Below are 18,919 nucleotides of genomic sequence, written 5' to 3'. Positions count from 1 at the left end.
CCCAATTTTCAATCGAAAATATTTCCTTCTTCAACAACTACTCTATTGTTTTTGACATCAATTTCAGAAACCTTCAACAAAGATTTATAGGACATATGTTCGCGTTCTTCTTTTGCATTTTCTGCAAAGACAGCAACACCAACCAAGGTACTATCGAACTCTGCCAATAGGCTAATCATACCGGTGATGGTCCCACCACCCTTTAAAAAGTCATCAACAATGAGAACTCTACTGTTAGGTCGTAAACTACGCTTTGAGAGGAACATTTTCTCAATCCGATCACTAGATGCGCTAGCATAGTTGACTGACACTGTTGAGCCTTCTGTAATCTTTAAATCGCGTCGAACAATTACAAAGGGCACGTTTAAAATATTGGCAACTGCATTGGCCAAAGGAACTCCTTTAGTTGCGACTGTCATAACGGCATCAATTTTTTGTCCTTTGAAGGCATTAGCAATGATACGACCAATATTTTGTAAAATTTTAGGTGTACTCAATAAGTCGGTTAAATAGATGTATCCCCCAGGAAGAATACGGTTGTTCTCTGAAAGTCGCATGCATAAGTCCTTAATGATGGACCTTGCTTCTTCTTTGGAAATACTTGGTGTGAAAATAACCCCACCACTGGCACCTGTTAATGTTTCAATTTCTCCGATATTTCCTTCTTCAAATGCCTTTTTGATAATAGCGATATCTTCTGAGATAGAAGATTTGGCTGCTTCATACTTTGTTGCAAATGTATTTAAACTTGTCAATTTATAAGGATTGTTGATCAGATAATTTGAAATGACGACCATACGGTCACTACGTCTTAATTTCATATTCTCCCCATCTTATATTCTTTCCGACATTATACCATATTTTTAGAAAAAAGACGAACATTCATAAAAGAAACCGTTCGCCTCATTATTTATTTCTGACATTTTTTAACCTAATTGAAATATTTCAATATTTAGGTTTATAGAATGACCGGTTGTCCATGGCAAAAATTCTGCTGGTCATTTCACCCTCTCCAACCCTACTCAAGGCCGTTGTCATCATCATCATACTAGCATCGATGTTGTCAATCATGTGTAAAATTTCAGCCTCCATAATGCGTGGACGAACTGGACTTCCATACTCTAATTGTCCATGATGGCTTAAAATAAGGTGCCTTAAAACAGTAACTTCTTCTTTTGTGTCATCAATATTTAACTCATTTATAACTTTTGTAATCTCCTCATTAAGAAGAGAAATGTGACCTATTAAATTGCCACGAACAGTGTATTCTGTGTGATCTGGACCTGTTAATTCAATGACCTTAGCCAAGTCGTGTAACATAATTCCAGCAAAAAGTAAACTTCTATCTAGTTCAGCATAAATCTCACTAATACTATCAGCTAATCTAACCATTGTTGCCGTATGATAAGCTAAGCCTGATTCAAAAGCATGGTGATTTGTTTTGGCCGCAGGATAAGTATAAAACTCTTTATCAAACTTCCTATAGAGGGCTCTGACAATTCTTTGCCAGGTGGCATTTTCAATTTTAAATAGCATCTGATCAAGATAATCATGTACTTCTTGAACACTCACCGGAGCCTTTTCTTTGAAATCTTTGGGATCCTTAGGTTCACCGTCACGGGTATTTCTTAAGGTAATCTGGTTGACTTGAGGGGTGCCATTATAAACTTCTCGGCGTCCCTTCATATGAACGATTTTCCCAGCAGTAAATTCCTCAACATTGTAGGTTTGAGCATCCCATAGGTTGCCAGAAATTTCTCCCGTATCATCTTGGAAGGTGAAGGAAATGTAATCTTTACCAGCCCTTGTTTTTCGAACTTCTGCTGACTTGATTAAATAGAAACCTTCAAAAAGTTGATCTTTCTTCATTTGATTAATTTTCATTTTCTTCCTCTTCTAAAATTGGTATATTAAGCAGAGCTTTGGTATCCTTATCCTGATAGGTTTCAACAACTGAGAGTGCCTTAACAATGGCATTTGTACGTGTTGAGATTAATTGATCTAAGGTGGTGTTTGCTGTATTGATTTGTTTTTGAGCTTTGATGAGTAAGCTACCAAATTTTTCAAATTCTACTTTGACATTGCCCAATATCTTACTGATAGCGTCAGCATTCTTTTGAATATTTAAGGTTTTAAAGCCAACTGATAAGGAATTCAGCAGAGCAGATAAGGTTGAGGGACCAGCAACTACGATGTTATCTTCTCGGCGTAGAGCATCAAAAAAGGCAGCATTTCTGACAACTTCTGAGTAGAGACCCTCAGTTGGTAAAAACATGATGCCAAAGTTTGTAGTTTGAGGAGCTTTGACATATTTTCGATTGATATCTTTGGCAAATTTTTTGATGGCTGATAATAGGGCACGTCTAGAAATCTCTATCTGAGCCTTATCAGCTGTTTCATAGGCATCTTCCAAACGATAGTAATCTTCAAGTGGAAACTTGGAATCAATTGGTAAATAGATGTAATCCCCCTGACCACTACCAGGAAGTTTGACGGCATATTCAACACGTTCTCTAGAATCCTTTATGGTAGGAATTTCTTTTTCATACTGCTGTACTGTTAATATATCCTCGATGATTTGTCCCAATTGTAGCTCACCCATAATTCCCCTGGTCTTAGTGTTGGACAAGACCTTATTTAAGGTTCCTACATCTTTTGCTACGGTACGCATCTCACCCAGCCCCTGATTAACACTCTCTAACTGTTTAGAGACTGTTTCAAAGGAGACTTGCAGACGATTTTTTAGGGTTGCTTCTAACTTTTCTTCAACAGTTTGTCGCATTTCCTCTAGCCGCTTCTCATTGGATTCTTGCATTGATTTTACAGAAAGGGTGAGGTTTTGATTGATCTGTTCCAAACGTTGGTCCGAACGGTCTCTATTTTCAGTAAGATTTTGATGTAAAACAGTCTTTAGATCATTAAGCTGTTGGTAGAGATCACTTTGTTGGCGATTCATCAAGCTACTGATCTCAATCACCTGATTCTTACTGAATGTCTCTAGCTGATAGCTCAATTGATCAGACAAATTATCTGCATGACCTTCTAAGGTTTTATGTAATTGATTTTCTAAGCCTTGCAACTTATAATAGGTTAGCCCTAGTAAGACCAAAACTAAAAGAACTATAATCAATAGGATAACTTCCACTTTAACTCCAATCTTTACTGTGAATAATCAGGATATAACCCGAATTGACCGATACTTCTATCGAATCCTTAAGAAATTCATTGCTTGAGTAGATTTTCTTTTTGAAAAAATGATCTGGTCTTAGTTCAAACTTGGCTTTGTAAATACTCAGATCTGCATCCCCATCAGTCATAAAGGAAACATAGTCCATACCTTCTATTTTTTCAATAGAATGACTGCCTTGGGGGCGATATTCCAGAATATTTTCCTTATCTTCCAATCTAATCTGTGTCATAAAAGCTGCTAAATCTGGGTTGTTGGGGATAAAAACGTTAGATAAGAAATGGTCTAGCCGACCACCAAAGGCTCCGAAGATGGTTACTTGAGCGTGAGCATCCCTTGCAAAGACTGATTTTAAGGCTAATTCTGTGTCTGTGTCATTCTTATCAGCAGATGCTACAATCAGTTCTTTAGCCCTCTCTTTAATATTCGAAAATTCTTCCGCAGAAACAGAATCAAAATCACCAACAGCCATATCTAAAGGAAGCCCATTTCTCAATAAAAACAGGCTCCCAGCATCAACACCGACAAAATAATCAAAATTTTTACGATAGTGCCTGAGAGGGCCACCAGCAAAGAGGGCTACTTTAGTCATGTAAGGCTATCCTTAGACTTTCAACCCGTCTGACAAGATCAGTCGCTTTAAAGAGGTAAGAGCCTGCAACAAAAACATTTGCCCCAGCATTTTGACAAGCTGAAATGGTTTTATTATCCACTCCGCCATCAACTTCAATGTCAAAATTATAATGATTTTTTTCCCTCAGTTTTTTAAGAACCCTAACCTTGTCTAAACATTCTGGGATAAATGCTTGGCCACCAAAGCCTGGATTAACAGTCATAATAAGTACTTGATCAACTAGTGATAATAAGGGCTCAAGGGCACTAACCGGAGTCCCAGGATTAATAACCACACCAGCCTTCATTCCAGCAGCCTTAATCTTTTGAATGGCACCATGAATATGAGGAGTACTCTCAGTGTGAATAGTCATGATATCTGCACCAGCTTGGGCAAAAGCTTCAACATATCTTTCAGGGTTTACTACCATTAAATGGCAATCAAAAACAAGTTTACTGTGTTTACGCATACTAGCAACCACATCAGCACCAAAGGTAATATTTGGAACAAATTGTCCATCCATAATGTCTATATGAACGTATTCAGCATCTGTTTCTTCGATACGCTTGAGTTCTTTTTCAAAATTGGCATAGTCTGCTGCTAAGATGGATGGGGCTATTTTATTAGTAAACATGAATAAACCTACTTTCTTTTGATGACTTTTTTAAATGTTTCACGACGATTTTCTATTTCACTCAGGAATTGAAGGAAATTATCATAACGACTTTTCCAGATATGGCCAGCTTCAACTGCAACCATCACCGCACATTGCGGTTCATGACGATGGGTGCAGGATCTAAACTTGCACTGATGGCTATAATACCTTATTTCAGGAAAGGCCTCGCTCAAATCTTCAGCATTAGTAATATCATAATCTAAATTGGAAAATCCAGGTGTGTCCGCAATCTTGCCACCATGGAGATTATAAAAGCTGACAGCCCTTGTGGTATGGCGCCCCCTACCAAGACTCTCAGAAATGGCTGCTGTTTCTAGGGCCAAGTCCGGAGCTATTTTATTGAGAAGGGTCGACTTCCCAACACCAGTCTGTCCCATAAAGACTGTTATTTTATCAGTCAAGTAAGGAAGTAAACTATCCCTATCCATCACAAAGCTATAGCCTATTTCTTGATACCTTTGACCAATCATCTTTAGCTCCTTTGAGGACTCTAAGAGATCCATCTTTGAGATGTAAATGATGGGTTTTATCTTTTTATGTTCTAATAAGATCAAAAAGCGATCTAGCAAATTACTGTTAAAATCCGGCTCCTTAGCTGACATGATTACAATAGCCTGATCAATGTTCACTATTGGAGGCCTGACCAGTTCATTTTTACGATCATGAATGGCTAGAATGTAACCTTCGGAATTATCTGCTGCCGTAAAGTCAACAAAATCTCCTACATATGGCTTTTGACCCTTTTTTCTAAAATTACCACGCGCCCGTGTTTGGTATACTTTCCCTTCTGACTCTACATAATAAAAGCCAGCAAGAGACTTTATGATTCTTCCTTGCAATGGAACTCCTTAGATAGTTTGATAAGTCTATTGTAACAAATTTCAATGCTTATTTCAGCTGAAAGACAAGGAAACTTTGTAATTATAAGGCTAGTCCTTATAGGCTTGGTTATTTCCTCACCTTTTTCAGCCGATCCTCTTTGTTCCTAAGGGCTCCTTCCATAAGCTAGAGCAGAATTTCAAAAAAAAGTTGGTAGAAGTTTTCTTCTATCAACTTTTCTTATAACTGCCTACATTAATAATACTTGGGCAACTAGTAAGCCCCCTCCAAAGACTAATAAGAAGACAACTACCGGCCATACAAACTTAAACCAGTGAGAATACTTCATATCTAACATCTGAAGTGTGGCCATTACTAGTCCTGTTGGTGCTAGGAATAACATAGCATATTGGCCAAACTGATAAGCCATAACAACAGCTGCTCTTGGAATGCCAACGGTGTCCGCTAAAGGAGCCATAATTGGCATGGATAAAACGGCCAAACCAGAAGATGATGGAACCACAAAACCGAGAATAAAGTAAATCAACATCATCAGAACAATGAAGATGGGACCACTGACATGAGATACCAGCTTAGAAGCTGAATATAAGAGAGTATCAGACACATAACCATTGTTCAAAATAAGATTAATACCACGGGCTAAGCCGATGATTAGAGACACACCAACTAAGCTAGCCGCACCATTTACAAATTCATCTACTACTCCTTTTTCACCAATACCATTTTTACCAGTTGCCGTTAAAAGCATAATCACAATGGTAATAGCCAAGAAAGATGAAGCCATGGTTGGGAACCACCAGCCTTTAGCCATAACACCCCAAACCATAATAGGAAAGGCAACAACAAACAAGAGTAAAATGATTTTTTGTTTTAGGGTGAATGAAGCAGAGCTGTTACCATCTGTTATGGACCATTGCTTGAAAAATTCCTCTCTGTCCTCATAGGCATAGGAGAAAGTTGGATTATCCTTGACTTTTTTGGCATACCAATGAAGATAATAAAGGACAAAGATAGCCCCTATGACACAACCAAAAGAACGCCAGCCCAAACCTTCTGTAAAGTTAATCCCTGCAGCATTAGAAGCAATGACTGAAGAGAAGGGATTAATGGTTGAGAAGGAGGTTCCTATGGAGCTTGAAAGGAAAATAGCTCCAACGCAGACAATGGAGTCATAGCCCATAGCAATAAATACAGGTACTAAAATGGGATAAAAGGCAACGGCTTCTTCTTCAATCCCACACAAGGTTCCACCAATGACCATTAAGAGCGAAACCAAAGAAATCAATAAAAATTCCCGACCCTTGGTCTTTTTGGTCAGTGACAGAAGACCCGTCTCAAAAGCACCGCTTTTTCTAACAACCCCAATTAAGCCACCTAGAACCATGATAAAGACCATAATATCAACAGCTTCAATAGTTCCATTGACCATACTTTCAGTAATAGCATTTAGACCTGAAGGATTTTGTTTGAGCCGTTCATAGGTGTTAGGAACTGAAACGGGTTTATTGATGGAACCTGATGTGAATTCATCAATTTTAATTTTAACACCGATCTTATCCAGTTCTTTTTGACTAGCAGGAAAGCGTGAAACCTGCCCCTTAGGACTCGTTATCATAAGTTTAGAACTATGAGCATCATACTGTAATTTAGCATAAGAACCAGCTGGTATCCACCAAGTTGCAAAGACCGCTACTATTGTTAAAACAAATAATATGGTAAATGCACCTGGCATTCGGAGACCCTTTTTATCTTTTTTTATTTCCTTTGTTACGCTACTTTCTTCCATAAATATCCCCCTTTAATGATCCTTGTTTAGACAAGTTCCTCAAAAAGGACTATAGAAAAGGTGCAAAGAATTAACCTTTGGTAATGATTCTCTTTGCACCTTAACAGCCTATTTCCTTACTTGCTAATTCGGGTACCTATTTTCCCTTTCAAGGCTTTTTCTAAGCTATCAAGGGACGTAATCAATGCTAAGCCTCCTGGATTTCCATCTAAGAAACTCAAACAAGCTGCTACCTTAGGAAGCATGCTTCCCCTAGCAAACTCACCTTGCTTAACATATTCTATAATTTCAGGAACTTTCACATCTCTCAAGGCCCTTTGATTTTCTTTTCCAAATTGGATATAGACATTATCAACAGCTGTCAAAATAATAAGCTGGTCTGCTTTTAATTCACTAGCCAATAGGGCGCTGGACTTATCTTTGTCAATGACAGCAGCAACGCCCTGATAACCAGCCTTTGTTTGAATGACGGGAACACCACCGCCACCACCTGCAACAACCAGTGTGCCAGACTCAATTAGAGCCTTAATACTATTTAATTCCAAAATATTTTTAGGTTCCGGTGAAGCAACCACACGGCGATAGCCTCTACCTGCATCTTCAACAAAGATATAGTCTTTTTCTTTAGCAATCTGCTGAGCTGTTTGCTGGTCATAAAAGGCACCAATAGGTTTTGAAGGGTTCAGGAAAGCATTGTCTTTTTCTTCCACTTCTACTTGGGTTACAAGAGTAACCACTTCCTTATCAATACCTTGTTTTTTGAGTTCATTTAAGAGGCTTTGTTGCAGATGATAGCCTATGTAACCCTGACTCATAGCACCACATTCTGGGAATGGAAAGGCAGCTCCCTGACCTTGTTCGGCCGCAAAGTTCATGCCGAGATTAATAGCTCCAACCTGTGGACCATTCCCATGGCTAATAACAACTTCATGCCCTTCTTTGATCAAAGCTACCAAAGATTTAGCCGTATTTTTGACTAAGCGTAATTGTTCTTCAGGAGAATTTCCAAGGGCATTTCCTCCGAGCGCAACGACTATTTTTGCCATAATTTTCCTCCTAATCTCCTAAGGTTGCGACCATGACAGCCTTGATGGTGTGCATACGGTTTTCTGCTTCTTGGAAAACGACAGAGTGAGGTCCCTCGAAGACTTCATCAGTTACTTCCATTTCTTTCAAACCATATTTTTCATAGATTTCCTGACCAATCTTAGTGTCAGTATTGTGGAATGATGGCAAGCAATGTTCAAAGATAACATTAGGATTTTTAGTCATCTCAATCATTTCTTGGGTCACACGATAAGGCTCAAGTAGAGCAATTCTTTCTTTCCAAACGTGATCAGGCTCACCCATAGATACCCAAACATCTGTGTAGAGGACATCTGAATCCAAAACACCCTTTTCAATATCACTTGTGATTTCAATACTTGCACCAGATTTTTTGGCTAATTTTTGACATTTTTCAAGGAGCTCTTTTTCTGGTTTCAATTGATCTGGACAAACTAGATGGAAGGTCATTCCCATGATAGAAGCACCGATCATAAGGGCATTAGCCACATTGTTGCGGCCATCACCAACATAGGTAAAGTTAATATCTTTGTAAGGTTTTTGTAAGCATTCTTTAGCAGTGAGGAAATCTGCTAGCACCTGAGTTGGATGATCAGCATCTGTCAAACCATTCCAAACAGGAACTCCTGAAAATTCAGCAAGTGTCTCAACGGTTTTTTGTGAAAAACCGCGGTATTCAATTCCGTCATACATACCACCTAGGACACGAGCTGTATCTTTAGCTGTTTCTTTTTTACCCATTTGGCTACCTGTAGGTCCTAAATAAGTAACTTGGGCACCTTGGTCATAGGCTGCCACTTCAAAGGCACAGCGGGTACGAGTAGAGTCTTTTTCAAAAATCAAGGCGATATTTTTACCCTTTAATTTCTGCTGTTCGACACCTGCATACTTAGCCTTTTTTAATTGATCAGAAAGGTCTAGAAGAAAAGCGACTTGGTCAGTTGTAAAATCTAATAAGGTTAAAAAACTACGGTTACGTAAATTTTTCATTGCTTATTTCCTCCTTTTCATTTATACTGTCAGTATAGTTAACGCTTTCACAAATACTCAGATTTCTTCAAAAAAAATCAAAAAAAGTTTGAGGAATTTTATGCTCACCATTTTACATGAAAAACATTCCGAAAGACGACAACGCATTATTATTGCCGCCATTACCATTGCCCTTGCGGCGCAAATACATATTACTGCTATCACGGATGGCTTTATACTGACGCTTTCCCTCTTTATCTTGCCCGTTTTCCTTTACTATAACGATGACGTCAATCCCTTTCATATCTGTCTTGGCATTGCAGCTGTCTCGCCTATTTTTAGAGGACTTATCCTAACAATCGTGGGAGATGCCTCCTTGGATAAGATAATGGAATTCGTTTTTACTGATATCATTTTCTATCTCTGTTATGGAACCTCTTTTTATCTCATATATTGGCGACGTTCCTATGGTAATAAGGGAACTTTTTTCTTGTCCATTATTATCTGCGACTACCTTTCAAATATTGTAGAAGTCAGTATTTTATTAAACTTCCACAACTACTCTATAAGGCTCTTTCAAATTCTTTTTATAACAGCCCTAGTCCGGGCTTTTATCAGCTGTGGCTTGGCCTATGGTTACAGCTATTTAAACTTGCTTCTGTTGAAAGATTATCATGAGCAGCGCTATTACTACTTTATCTGGTCAACTTCTGCTGTTAAAAGTGAGGTTTACTTTATGCAGAAAAATATTCTTGAAATTGAGAATATCATGAAGAACGCCTACCTTTTAGACAAGGAGCTTGAAAAACATAACCTGCCCAAGGAATTCCAGCACCTTTCTCTGGATATTGCCCGAGATGTCCATGAAATAAAAAAAGACTATCAGAATGTGATCAAGGGACTTGGTATTTATTTTAGTGCCAAAAATGAGTCTGAGATGACCTTAAAGGATATTTTTCGCATTGCCCTATCCTATGTGAGAAGTTTGATAAAAGCCCACAAGCAAGATATCATTATCATTGAAAACATTAAAAGCGACATCTCTGTTTGTAATTACTACTTTCTTCTAACTGTCATTTCAAATATCATCCTCAATGCCGTTGAAGCTATTGGGGAACAAAAAAAGGGAACCATTACGGTTTTGACCCAAGAAGAGCTTGAGCAGATCAGAATTGTTATCTGTGATAATGGACCTGGCATTTCAGATAAAATGAAATCCTTTATTTTCCAACCTGGTTTTTCAACTAAGTTTGACGCCAATGGGGATATCTACCGCGGAATCGGCCTACCTAATGTCAAAGTCATCGTTGAAGAACAGTTCCATGGCTCCATAAAAGTTTACGATAACACGCCTAAAGGAGCTATTTTTACCGTTTTCCTCAACAAAAAGAAACTATTAGAAGGGGATAATCTATGAAATTTTATATTATAGATGATGATCCATCTATTACCATGATCCTGCAAGAAATCATTGAAGAAGACTTTAATAATACCGTCTGTAAGTCCAGTAATGACGCAACAGCAGCCTACCAGGACCTACTCATCTATGATGTTGATATTATCTTGATTGATCTCTTGATGCCAGATTTAGATGGGGTCACCCTGGTCGAAAAGATTCATCAAAGTCGGCCAAAGTTGAAATTTATCATGATTTCTCAGGTGAAAGATAGTGGCCTAAGACAAAATGCCTACCATGCTGGCATTGAATTTTTTATTAACAAGCCAATCAACATTGTCGAAGTCAGAAGTGTGGTCAAAAGGGTCAAAGAAAGCATCCTGATGGAAGAAAAACTGAATCAGATTCAGCAATTACTAGAACCAGCAGAGGCAAGGCCTAAAACAGAATCTGAAAACAGGGACTCCTTAAACAAGATCCGTTCTATCTTAAGCTATATTGGTGTCAGTTCAGAGGCTGGCTATAACGATATTCTCACTATTTGCAAGCTAATGATGGATTACAATCTTACCTTTGAACAACTTGACTTAAAAGCTCAGCTGGGGCTGGATTTACACCAGCAAAAAATTATCCTACAAAGGGTTCGTCGCGCTATTAAAAAAGCAATGATTAACATTGCTCATTTATGTTTAGATGATTTTGAAAATGAAATCAGTCTACAATATGCTAATGCCCTCTTTGGCTATCAAAATATCCATAGGGAAATCCAACAAATTGAAGGGCACTCCTATCATGGTGGCAAGATATCCTTAAGAAAATTCTTTGACCAACTACTAATACAAGGACAAGAATACTAAGGCTGATAAGCTCAGACTAAGAAAAAATCCTAAAATAAGAAAATAGCATGAAATCTTTGTTCATAAAACAGTGATTCCATGCTATTTTTATATTTCAACCTTGAAAGAGGTCACTCCACTTTGGACTCTTTAGCTAGTCCTTTTTTTATTAATCTTCTTTTTCCCCTTTTCTTGTTTTCCACACAAGTGCTGATAAAGGTAGGGGCAGTAAGCTTAAGAAGCTGATTGCAGAAGATCCTTTTTGGCCAGTATCTGGCAGTTCTTCTGATTCTTTAGTAGCTTGATTAGCTTTGATCTGAGATAAGCTTACTACTTTTTCAGCTTGTCCTAGCATGCCAATCTCCGTAGAACCCCATATAAGGAATATTGAGATCAGGTTGGTTTTTATCCACTGATTTGAAACGGATAAAGCCTTCAACAAATGCACCTTCTTTAGCCTGACCTACGTCTGGGGTAACAGTCAGTTTTAACTGTCCATGAGCTGCCACATGAAGAATATCAGCCATTTGTAAAGATGCCCCCTCAATCACACGGGAATGTATGGCATTGATATTTCTTGTCTTTTGAGCTCCGATCTTACGCTCTGTTTCATAGATTATCTTACCAATAACCTGGTCTAGATCCACCCTAAAACTATAGGCCTTGTCGGACAAGTTTTTAAAGGCCTTTAAGTCAACTACTCCCTTAGTATCCTTGTAAGTAACAATAACATTGGTTTTAAGAGCTTTTTCAATATTTAAGGCCCCTGCACGTCAAGGTGAATAATCTAGGATTGCCTTGCCTTTGGCCACAGTGTGATCCTTGAGGACATCAGCAGTATTTTGCATCATCAACTTAGTTAAATCAATGACTCTATTATGTTTTAATAAGTCTTTTTCTTTGGTTAAAAGAGCTTTAAACCTTCGGTAATAGCCGAGTAATAGCCGAGCGCTGGCCCCTACTACGTAAGGTGAGGCCATAGAGGTTCCACTCAAATTGAAATAAGCATTAGCATTGGCCGTTGACCAAATGTTTTCACCAGGTGCAACGATATCTGGTTTGATTTCTAAATTAGGGCTGCTTCCCCATGAACTAAAGCCGGGAATTCCAATATGATCAAAAACCTTGGTTAGTTTTGCTTCCCTACCAAAAGTAACCTTTTCTTTTGATTTTGTTTGAATCAACTCTTTAAGAACCTGGCCATCCTTGTAAGAAACACTGACCGCCCAAGTCTTTTTGAAAAGATTGTCATCATCTAATAAACTGCTCCTGATTTCAGGAATTGTTTGGTAATTTCCTAAGGTTGATGGGGTTGCTGTATTAATGAGGATAATCCCTTTGACATCTTTCTTCATTAAGTCTAGGATCTGTGTATAGACTGATCCTTCTCCCCGCTCAAAGACAACAACCTTGTTTTTAAGTGATCTATCATTTGTAATTTGTAGCCTTGCTCTTATCCCAATAGACAAATTCTTCATCGTATGTCACTTCAGATTTGTCCTTACGATTAAACAGACTAAGCTTAAAAGAAAAAAGCAGTCTGAAATGACAGCAAAAAAAGCTAAGTTCCAAAAACTTAACTTTCTTTTTGTCTACCAATAAGTAAGAGGGCTGAAACCGTGATATGAGTGATATCTGTCCAATCAAATAGAGAGCTATCCACATTAAATAAAAGAGGGGTCATCTCAATAAAGGCAGCTCTTTCTGCTGCGCTACAGGGATAGGTAGCTCTTACCTCTCTTTGACCAATGATCTCAAAGTGATCCTGAAAATGCGACACAACCTTAGTATTAGAGTAGGCTTTTTTCTCTAGCTGACTACCAACTTTTTCTCTAATCTCTCTGAGATGATTTTCTGTAGGAATCAGCTTTAGCAGATAGCCATCCTTTTTCAACACACGTTTGAACTCCTCATAATTGGCCGGTGAAAAGATATCTAAAATGCAGTCTACCGACTGATCTTGAATGGGCAGGCGGGCTAGATCTGATACAAACCATTTGACCAGACGACTATAGTCACTTTTAGCAGCCAGTTGAATAGAATCCTTGGAAATATCAAAGGCTAAAAAATCCTTGGAAAAACTTTTGCTTAATTCACGGGAATAATAACCCTCTCCACAACCAATATCAATGACTGATCCTATGTGGGGGTAGCCCTGTAGAAACTCAGCCAAAGCTTCCAAAATATGCTTATAGTAGCCACTTTCTAAGACTAATTGCCGATTTTCAAATGACTTTTTACTATAATGATCATCTACCTTTCGACCACCCAATAAATTAACATAACCAAATTTTGATAAATCAAAGTTATGGTTTTTCAGACATTTTAATGTATTGTCACTCTTAAAAAGAGGATTGCGGCAAATCGGACAGGCAAAATAGAACTGACCGTCTTCAAAGCGTTGTCTTTTATCCCTCATCAGTTTAAAATCTCAACTTCTAGCAAGGCGTCTGCCAACTTGCCATACTGAGCAATACTTAAGGCTTCTCCCCTGAGAGACGCCTTAATATCAGCTATTTCTAGGGCTTTCTCTAATTTTTCTTTGATCTCATCACTTTTTCCAAAATGACTGGTTAAATTATTCCAAAGGGTCTTACGGCGGTGCACAAAACCTACCTTGGCCACTCTAAAAAAGAAATCTTCATTACGCACTGAAATCAAGGGGTCAATCCGACGTTCCATTTTCAAAATGGCAGAATCCACATTGGGAGCCGGCACAAAAACTGTTTTAGGAACAATAAAGGCCACTTTTGCTGCCATATAGTATTGGACAGCAATAGAAAGGCTTCCATAAGCTTTGGTATTAGGCTGAGCAGAAATCCTGTCTGCAACTTCTCTTTGCATCATAACTACAAACTCTTGGAAGGGGATTTTACTTTCAATCAAATGCATTAATATTGGAGTTGTAATGTAGTAGGGTAAATTAGCTACCACCTTTATAGGGAGTTCTGGATTTTTAAAGGATTTAATCTGAGTTTGTAAATCTGCTTTTAGGATATCTTGGTTGACAACTTGCACATTGTCAAAGTCCCTTAGGGTATCCTGTAAAATTGGGATCAAGCGGTCATCAATTTCAAAGGCCATAACCTCAGCTGCATTTTCTGCTAAAAATTCTGTTAAAGCACCAATACCTGGACCAATTTCAATGACATTAACACTCTTATCAATGTCAGCAGTGTCTACAATTTTTTGTAAAATATTGGTGTCTGTCAAAAAGTTCTGACCAAAGGATTTTTTAAAGGTAAAACCGTGACGATCCAAGATAGCACGGGTCACACTATAGTCTGCAATTCTCATTATTATTTCCTACTTGCTTATTTTTTACTATTGTAGCATATTTCTAATGGTCATATTAAAAAAGGGGTGAAATATTTCTCCAAAAGAAATTGACGGCGCTTTCTCCACATCCTATCTTTTTTCTAGAGATAGGATATAGCCTTAATAAGATTTTGACTTAGCATACTAGTGAAAGTAGCTACTATGAAAAAAAGTTATTAAAAGGTGCCCCAAAAAGGGAACACCTTTTAATAATCTGCCATGGCTTCTTCCAAGTCTTTAAGGCTGATGCCAAATAGTTCAAGCCTGCTTAGGAGCTGCTTGCCATTACAATAACCAATCCTTAGGGTCTCTCCTAAGTATTCTCGGCGTTGTCGACTGTCCACCCCCAGCAATAAACCAAATCTAAGCAGATCTTCTCTTTTAATATCAAAATCATTTTGGTCATCATAGGCTTGCGTCACCTTGGACAAGGCTTTTTGCAAATCTTCAAAAGAGGCATGTTCCACTCCTAGTGATCTCCCCTTAGATTTAGAGCCTGGAACAGCTTCATCACGTTTTAAAAAGGCATGTCTTGCAGTAGGCACAGCTTCCATGATGATTTTACGAATTCGTTCACCATTGTAATCAGGATCTGTAAAAACAATGACACCGCGCAATTGATGCAGACGCTCAATTCTTTCCAAATCTTCCTCATTGATGGCTGACCCCCTTGTTTCATAGGTATCAACATCATAAAAACGACGAAGATTTCTTGTGTCATCCTTACCTTCTACTACAAGCACCTCATGAATTTTAATTTTTTTAGTCAAGTTTAAAAACCCTTCTGGCATTATTATAAGTAGCTTCTGCCAGCTCCTCTACCGGTATTCCCCTCAAGTTAGCAATCTTGTCCACCACATAACGCACATAGGCTGTGCGATTTTCACGCCCTCGCTTGGGTACTGGTGCTAGATATGGCGCATCTGTTTCAACTAGTATTTTGTCTAGGGGTAATAGCTGAGCTGCTTCCTGGATATCTCTTGCTTTTTTGAAGGTAACCACACCAGAAAAAGAAATCATCATTCCCAGATCCACAAATTTTTGGGCCATCTTAAGAGAGCCAGAGTAAGAATGCATAATACCGCCACAAGGACCCACGCCAGCTTCCTTAATAACCTGGTAGGTGTCTTCTAAAGCGTCTCTGGTATGAACAACAAAGGGAAGCTGATAGTCCTTAGATAATTGAATCTGTCTTTTAAAGACCTCAATTTGAACTTCCTTAGGATCCTCCATCCAATGATAATCTAAACCAATCTCTCCTAAGGCAATAACCTTAGGATCCTTAAGATGAGAAACAATCATATCTTCAACAGCCTGATTATAAGAACCAGCCTCTGTGGGATGCCAGCCTATGCTAGCATAGATTTCTGGATAGTTTTGAGCCAAAGTCAAAGCACCAGCAATGGTTTCATGATCAAAACCAACAACATTATGGGCTACAACCCCCATTTCCTTAGCTAGGCTAAGCTCCTCAGCTTCTTTTCCTCTAAAATTTTCCACATTTAAATGGGTATGGGTATCAAAAATCCTTAGCATTGCACACTATTCTCCTGACTATTTTAGACATCCCTAAGTTCTACTTGGCTAGATAAATGTCTTTCTTAAAAACCTATTATAACACAACTAGAGGACATTCTCACCAGATCCTAACATGAGCTACTTGATCCCCTAAAGGGTCATTCATAGCTAGACATTTGGCTTAAGATATCTAGGACATTATTGGTTCGACAGAGCTGATCTAGCTTATGAGGATTTTGGCTGAGGTAATGAATCAGGGAGAAAAGTTTTTTAAACTCCGGATTTTTCAATTCTTCCTTGCTAAGTGCAATTAAAATGACTAGTCTAATAGATTCACCATGCCAGTCAATGACTTCTTTTAAAGTAGCAATGGAAATAACCGACTTAAGCACAAAATTCGGGTTAGCATGAGGCAAGGTAATATAGATTGCTACCCGAGTACTTGAGTACTTATCCCTCTTCAGTAATTCTGAAACAAAATCTTCCTGAACATAATGATTTCCTACCAGATTTACCCCCATAAAGGTTAAAATCTCTTCAGCTGTTTTCAATGTCAACTGTGGATAGATCAAGAAGGGTTGTGTAAAGCTGGCTGGCCAGTTCACTGAGGCTAATTTTACCTTGGGGATTTTGTAAAATATGAAAGATGATCAGCTCCTGCAGATCTTGATTAGAACCATTTTTGATCTGATCTGTTGATAAAAGAGTTAATAGCCTCTCCTTCTCATGGGGCAGACCTTTTAGGACAATACCTCTTCCTTTTTTACGAACCAGGGGCAGGGGCAGATTATGCCTCTTGATAGAGTCCTCAATCTGGTTCAAATCTTTTTGTAGTGTCCTTTCTGAAACCCCACTCATCAAGCTACGGTAGACACGCTTGCCCATAGGCTCATCTTTTGCTTGGTCAGCTTCCCCTCTAGCAGACGACTAATCAAGGTCTTAGACTGATGAATACCTTCTTGAACCCCACATTCTATCAAGGCTCTGCCAATAAAACGAGATTTGTCAACTTTGGTATCTGCTGCAATGATCACACCCACTGCTTCTGCAATGTCTTTTGCAGATAACTCATTTTCAAGACCAATTGAACCATGTGTTTCAACCTTAATGTCTACACCTAATTCTGCTCCTGCCTTTTCCAGATTTTCTGCCGCCATATAAGTATGGGCAATTCCAACTGGACAAGAGGTTATTGCTACAATCTTTTTCATTTTTCTCCTTTTTCTTACAATTCAATCATAGCAGAGCTAAAAGTTTTTGCTAAGGAAACATTAGTTCCGTTACTATCGGAACTTTATGGCTATAAGCCCTGATAAAACTGCAAAGAAGAGTAGCCCCAAAAAGAAAAAGCAATGCTTAAAAAAAGCTGAGCAAAGCTCAGCCCAGGTTGCAGACAAAATCCTTATCTTCAATCTTTTAATCATTTTTCCTATACTGCCAGCAGTCAGATTTTATTTGTGCATGTTAATACCTTAAGAGCGCGACTGGCTAAAAGTGAAGAGATCTTAGCCATTAGTCTAAAAAATACAGGTCATCTGATGAATCTTCATTTGGCTTTAAGGCTTTACCAAAATCAGCTTCTAAATTCTAGCCAAGCTCATCAGAGAAAGTCTTTCTAAGCCTTTAATAGCAACCATTGAAGCTGTCCTTTTTGCCCTATTCAAAAATGTAAAAAAACCTATTAAAATGGACCTTGCATGCTTCTCCAAGATAGGATATGATTTTTCAATCAACAATAGCTATAGTATTTGTTAATTATCATAACTATTCTTCATAATTATAGGGAGGAAATTATGCATATTTCTAATTTGATCCACTTTATAGAAATCGTTCATTGCGATTTTAATTTAACAAAGGCAGCTCAAAAAAGTCATATTTCACAGCCTGCCCTCAGTAAATACATTAAAACACTGGAACAGGATGAAAATATTAAGTTATTTGTCCGAAACAAAGGAAGACTAGTAGGCCTAACATCTGTGGGCGAACGCTTTTATGAGAATGCCAAAATTGTTATCTCATCTCATGAACAGCTCATGTCCGACTTAAAGAGCGAATCTAAAAAGTACAAGGGAGAGGTTACCATTGGTATTCCTCAGTTAATTTCGGGCATTATATTTTCTGATTTGGTTCCTCAGATGATTGAGGACAACCCTGATGTCAAATTTAATATCATTGAAGCTGGTGCTTATGAATTGCAAAAGAAGGTCTTTCTCAATGAAGTTGATTTTGCTGTCTTGCTAACACCTACAGCCCTTGATTCTTCCATTGCTGATATTGACATCCTAGTCAGAAATCAATTATGTCTTTATATGAGTGAGACAACCCATCTTGAGAAATTTAATGGGGCAAAAACAATCTCCTTCAAGGAACTTCACCAAGAAGATTTGGCTATCTTTGACAAAACCTTTATGATTCATCATCAATTAAAAACACTTTTTAAAGATGAGAATATCTGTCCCAACATTAAATTCCATTCAAAATCCTGGGACTTTTTACTCAATAGTACCAGACGTTCTTCTTATTTAACAATTTTACCAAGACCTATTACCTGCTTTGCCAATATGGATAATATCGTTGAGGTGCCCTTCATTGAGCATCCTAAATGGGAGATTGTGCTGACTTCCTTAAAAAAGAATCGACAAAACCATCTCAAACCCCACATCAAAAACACCATATTAGATTACTTTTCACATAATCACCCTTTCAGATAAAAAA

General features: G+C 38.2%; 22 protein-coding genes and 1 pseudogene. 4 read left to right on the top strand and 19 right to left on the bottom strand.

All coding sequences use genetic code 11. The features are described 5' to 3' along the window. Positions 1–8: 8 nt before the first annotated feature. The 9 genes from purR to argF form a co-directional block, all read right to left on the bottom strand. On the bottom strand, positions 9–821 hold the full coding sequence (purR, locus tag HBN42_RS05310; RefSeq protein ID WP_165994026.1) for a pur operon repressor: 813 nt from the start codon (positions 819–821) through the stop codon (positions 9–11). A 124-nt stretch (positions 822–945) separates the two neighbouring features. Then, entirely contained in the window at positions 946–1,884 is a 939-nt protein-coding gene (locus HBN42_RS05305) for a 3'-5' exoribonuclease YhaM family protein (RefSeq protein WP_165994025.1), read from the bottom strand. After that, positions 1,874–3,136, bottom strand: a complete 1,263-nt coding sequence (locus HBN42_RS05300) for a DNA recombination protein RmuC (RefSeq protein WP_328804288.1) — start codon at positions 3,134–3,136, stop codon at positions 1,874–1,876. The genes HBN42_RS05305 and HBN42_RS05300 overlap by 11 nt, the downstream gene beginning before the upstream one ends. A 10-nt stretch (positions 3,137–3,146) precedes the next feature. Continuing rightward, positions 3,147–3,779, bottom strand: a complete 633-nt coding sequence (locus tag HBN42_RS05295) for a thiamine diphosphokinase (protein ID WP_165994023.1) — start codon at positions 3,777–3,779, stop codon at positions 3,147–3,149. Then, positions 3,772–4,434, bottom strand: a complete 663-nt coding sequence (rpe, locus tag HBN42_RS05290) for a ribulose-phosphate 3-epimerase (RefSeq protein ID WP_165994022.1) — start codon at positions 4,432–4,434, stop codon at positions 3,772–3,774. Before rpe ends, HBN42_RS05295 begins: the two co-directional genes overlap by 8 nt. A gap of 8 nt (positions 4,435–4,442) precedes the next feature. Then, the gene (gene rsgA, locus HBN42_RS05285; protein WP_165994021.1) at positions 4,443–5,315 is read right to left on the bottom strand and encodes a ribosome small subunit-dependent GTPase A; all 873 of its coding nucleotides are present in this window, start codon (positions 5,313–5,315) and stop codon (positions 4,443–4,445) included. Between the two features lie 230 nt (positions 5,316–5,545). Further along, on the bottom strand, positions 5,546–7,102 hold the full coding sequence (locus HBN42_RS05280) for a YfcC family protein (protein WP_165994020.1): 1,557 nt from the start codon (positions 7,100–7,102) through the stop codon (positions 5,546–5,548). A gap of 116 nt (positions 7,103–7,218) precedes the next feature. Next, a complete protein-coding gene (arcC, locus tag HBN42_RS05275; protein WP_165994019.1) occupies positions 7,219–8,148 on the bottom strand; it encodes a carbamate kinase in 930 nt (309 codons plus the stop codon). Positions 8,149–8,158: 10 nt separating this feature from the next. Then, on the bottom strand, positions 8,159–9,157 hold the full coding sequence (argF, locus tag HBN42_RS05270) for an ornithine carbamoyltransferase (protein ID WP_165994018.1): 999 nt from the start codon (positions 9,155–9,157) through the stop codon (positions 8,159–8,161). Between the two features lie 100 nt (positions 9,158–9,257). On the opposite strand from argF, the gene HBN42_RS05265 reads away from it, so the two are divergent. Together HBN42_RS05265 and HBN42_RS05260 are read left to right on the top strand one after the other, a co-directional pair. Beyond that, positions 9,258–10,553, top strand: coding sequence for a sensor histidine kinase (locus tag HBN42_RS05265; protein ID WP_165994017.1), 1,296 nt, complete (start codon positions 9,258–9,260; stop codon positions 10,551–10,553). After that, on the top strand, positions 10,550–11,389 hold the full coding sequence (locus tag HBN42_RS05260) for a DNA-binding domain-containing protein (RefSeq protein WP_165994016.1): 840 nt from the start codon (positions 10,550–10,552) through the stop codon (positions 11,387–11,389). The genes HBN42_RS05265 and HBN42_RS05260 overlap by 4 nt, the downstream gene beginning before the upstream one ends. A gap of 148 nt (positions 11,390–11,537) precedes the next feature. On the opposite strand, the gene HBN42_RS05255 is transcribed toward HBN42_RS05260, so the two are convergent. The 10 genes from HBN42_RS05255 to HBN42_RS05210 form a co-directional block, all read right to left on the bottom strand. Further along, positions 11,538–11,723, bottom strand: a complete 186-nt coding sequence (locus HBN42_RS05255; RefSeq protein WP_165994015.1) for a hypothetical protein — start codon at positions 11,721–11,723, stop codon at positions 11,538–11,540. Then, complete coding sequence (locus HBN42_RS05250; RefSeq protein ID WP_165994014.1) at positions 11,707–12,042, bottom strand: Fn3-like domain-containing protein; 336 nt, start codon at positions 12,040–12,042, stop codon at positions 11,707–11,709. The genes HBN42_RS05255 and HBN42_RS05250 overlap by 17 nt, the downstream gene beginning before the upstream one ends. A 99-nt stretch (positions 12,043–12,141) precedes the next feature. Continuing rightward, positions 12,142–12,846 (bottom strand): S8 family serine peptidase, encoded by a 705-nt coding sequence (locus tag HBN42_RS05245; protein WP_165994013.1) that lies wholly within the window; start codon positions 12,844–12,846, stop codon positions 12,142–12,144. 98 nt (positions 12,847–12,944) lie between these two features. After that, entirely contained in the window at positions 12,945–13,790 is an 846-nt protein-coding gene (locus HBN42_RS05240) for a putative RNA methyltransferase (RefSeq protein WP_207927415.1), read from the bottom strand. After that, positions 13,787–14,665: a 16S rRNA (adenine(1518)-N(6)/adenine(1519)-N(6))-dimethyltransferase RsmA gene (gene rsmA / locus HBN42_RS05235; protein WP_165994011.1), complete on the bottom strand. Its 879-nt coding sequence runs from the start codon at positions 14,663–14,665 to the stop codon at positions 13,787–13,789. Before rsmA ends, HBN42_RS05240 begins: the two co-directional genes overlap by 4 nt. A gap of 227 nt (positions 14,666–14,892) precedes the next feature. After that, on the bottom strand, positions 14,893–15,477 hold the full coding sequence (rnmV, locus tag HBN42_RS05230) for a ribonuclease M5 (RefSeq protein ID WP_165994010.1): 585 nt from the start codon (positions 15,475–15,477) through the stop codon (positions 14,893–14,895). Next, positions 15,449–16,222 carry a TatD family hydrolase gene (locus tag HBN42_RS05225; RefSeq protein WP_165994009.1) on the bottom strand — a complete coding sequence of 258 codons (774 nt, stop codon included), beginning with the start codon at positions 16,220–16,222 and terminating at the stop codon, positions 15,449–15,451. The genes rnmV and HBN42_RS05225 overlap by 29 nt, the downstream gene beginning before the upstream one ends. 140 nt (positions 16,223–16,362) lie before the next feature. After that, positions 16,363–16,761, bottom strand: coding sequence for a PTS sugar transporter subunit IIA (locus HBN42_RS05220; RefSeq protein WP_165994008.1), 399 nt, complete (start codon positions 16,759–16,761; stop codon positions 16,363–16,365). Continuing rightward, positions 16,742–17,089: a hypothetical protein gene (locus HBN42_RS05215; RefSeq protein WP_165994007.1), complete on the bottom strand. Its 348-nt coding sequence runs from the start codon at positions 17,087–17,089 to the stop codon at positions 16,742–16,744. Before HBN42_RS05215 ends, HBN42_RS05220 begins: the two co-directional genes overlap by 20 nt. Next, positions 17,062–17,415 (bottom strand): PTS fructose transporter subunit IIB, encoded by a 354-nt coding sequence (locus HBN42_RS05210; RefSeq protein ID WP_165994006.1) that lies wholly within the window; start codon positions 17,413–17,415, stop codon positions 17,062–17,064. Before HBN42_RS05210 ends, HBN42_RS05215 begins: the two co-directional genes overlap by 28 nt. Before the next feature lie 219 nt (positions 17,416–17,634). On the opposite strand from HBN42_RS05210, the pseudogene HBN42_RS10310 reads away from it, so the two are divergent. Then, positions 17,635–17,823: pseudogene (locus tag HBN42_RS10310) on the top strand (helix-turn-helix domain-containing protein); the annotation flags it as partial. 174 nt (positions 17,824–17,997) lie between these two features. Beyond that, positions 17,998–18,915, top strand: coding sequence for a LysR family transcriptional regulator (locus HBN42_RS05200; RefSeq protein ID WP_165994004.1), 918 nt, complete (start codon positions 17,998–18,000; stop codon positions 18,913–18,915). Positions 18,916–18,919 lie beyond the last annotated feature (4 nt).

The sequence above is a fragment of the Streptococcus catagoni genome, from assembly GCF_011421425.1.
Taxonomy (GTDB): domain Bacteria; phylum Bacillota; class Bacilli; order Lactobacillales; family Streptococcaceae; genus Streptococcus; species Streptococcus catagoni.
Note: the sequence above shows the minus strand (reverse complement) of the source record. Positions and strands in the feature narration are given on the sequence as shown.

Bases quoted from the DNA above. Each gene is read 5' to 3' on its own strand.
- purR (WP_165994026.1), bottom strand. From the start codon at position 821: ATGAAATTAAGACGTAGTGACCGTATGGTCGTCATTTCAAATTATCTG.
- HBN42_RS05305 (WP_165994025.1), bottom strand. From the start codon at position 1,884: ATGAAAATTAATCAAATGAAGAAAGATCAACTTTTTGAAGGTTTCTAT.
- HBN42_RS05295 (WP_165994023.1), bottom strand. From the start codon at position 3,779: ATGACTAAAGTAGCCCTCTTTGCTGGTGGCCCTCTCAGGCACTATCGT.
- rpe (WP_165994022.1), bottom strand. From the start codon at position 4,434: ATGTTTACTAATAAAATAGCCCCATCCATCTTAGCAGCAGACTATGCC.
- HBN42_RS05280 (WP_165994020.1), bottom strand. From the start codon at position 7,102: ATGGAAGAAAGTAGCGTAACAAAGGAAATAAAAAAAGATAAAAAGGGT.
- arcC (WP_165994019.1), bottom strand. From the start codon at position 8,148: ATGGCAAAAATAGTCGTTGCGCTCGGAGGAAATGCCCTTGGAAATTCT.
- argF (WP_165994018.1), bottom strand. From the start codon at position 9,157: ATGAAAAATTTACGTAACCGTAGTTTTTTAACCTTATTAGATTTTACA.
- HBN42_RS05265 (WP_165994017.1), top strand. From the start codon at position 9,258: ATGCTCACCATTTTACATGAAAAACATTCCGAAAGACGACAACGCATT.
- HBN42_RS05260 (WP_165994016.1), top strand. From the start codon at position 10,550: ATGAAATTTTATATTATAGATGATGATCCATCTATTACCATGATCCTG.
- HBN42_RS05255 (WP_165994015.1), bottom strand. From the start codon at position 11,723: ATGCTAGGACAAGCTGAAAAAGTAGTAAGCTTATCTCAGATCAAAGCT.
- HBN42_RS05245 (WP_165994013.1), bottom strand. From the start codon at position 12,846: ATGAAGAATTTGTCTATTGGGATAAGAGCAAGGCTACAAATTACAAAT.
- rsmA (WP_165994011.1), bottom strand. From the start codon at position 14,665: ATGAGAATTGCAGACTATAGTGTGACCCGTGCTATCTTGGATCGTCAC.
- rnmV (WP_165994010.1), bottom strand. From the start codon at position 15,477: ATGCCAGAAGGGTTTTTAAACTTGACTAAAAAAATTAAAATTCATGAG.
- HBN42_RS05225 (WP_165994009.1), bottom strand. From the start codon at position 16,222: ATGCTAAGGATTTTTGATACCCATACCCATTTAAATGTGGAAAATTTT.
- HBN42_RS05215 (WP_165994007.1), bottom strand. From the start codon at position 17,089: ATGGGCAAGCGTGTCTACCGTAGCTTGATGAGTGGGGTTTCAGAAAGG.
- HBN42_RS05210 (WP_165994006.1), bottom strand. From the start codon at position 17,415: ATGAAAAAGATTGTAGCAATAACCTCTTGTCCAGTTGGAATTGCCCAT.
- HBN42_RS05200 (WP_165994004.1), top strand. From the start codon at position 17,998: ATGCATATTTCTAATTTGATCCACTTTATAGAAATCGTTCATTGCGAT.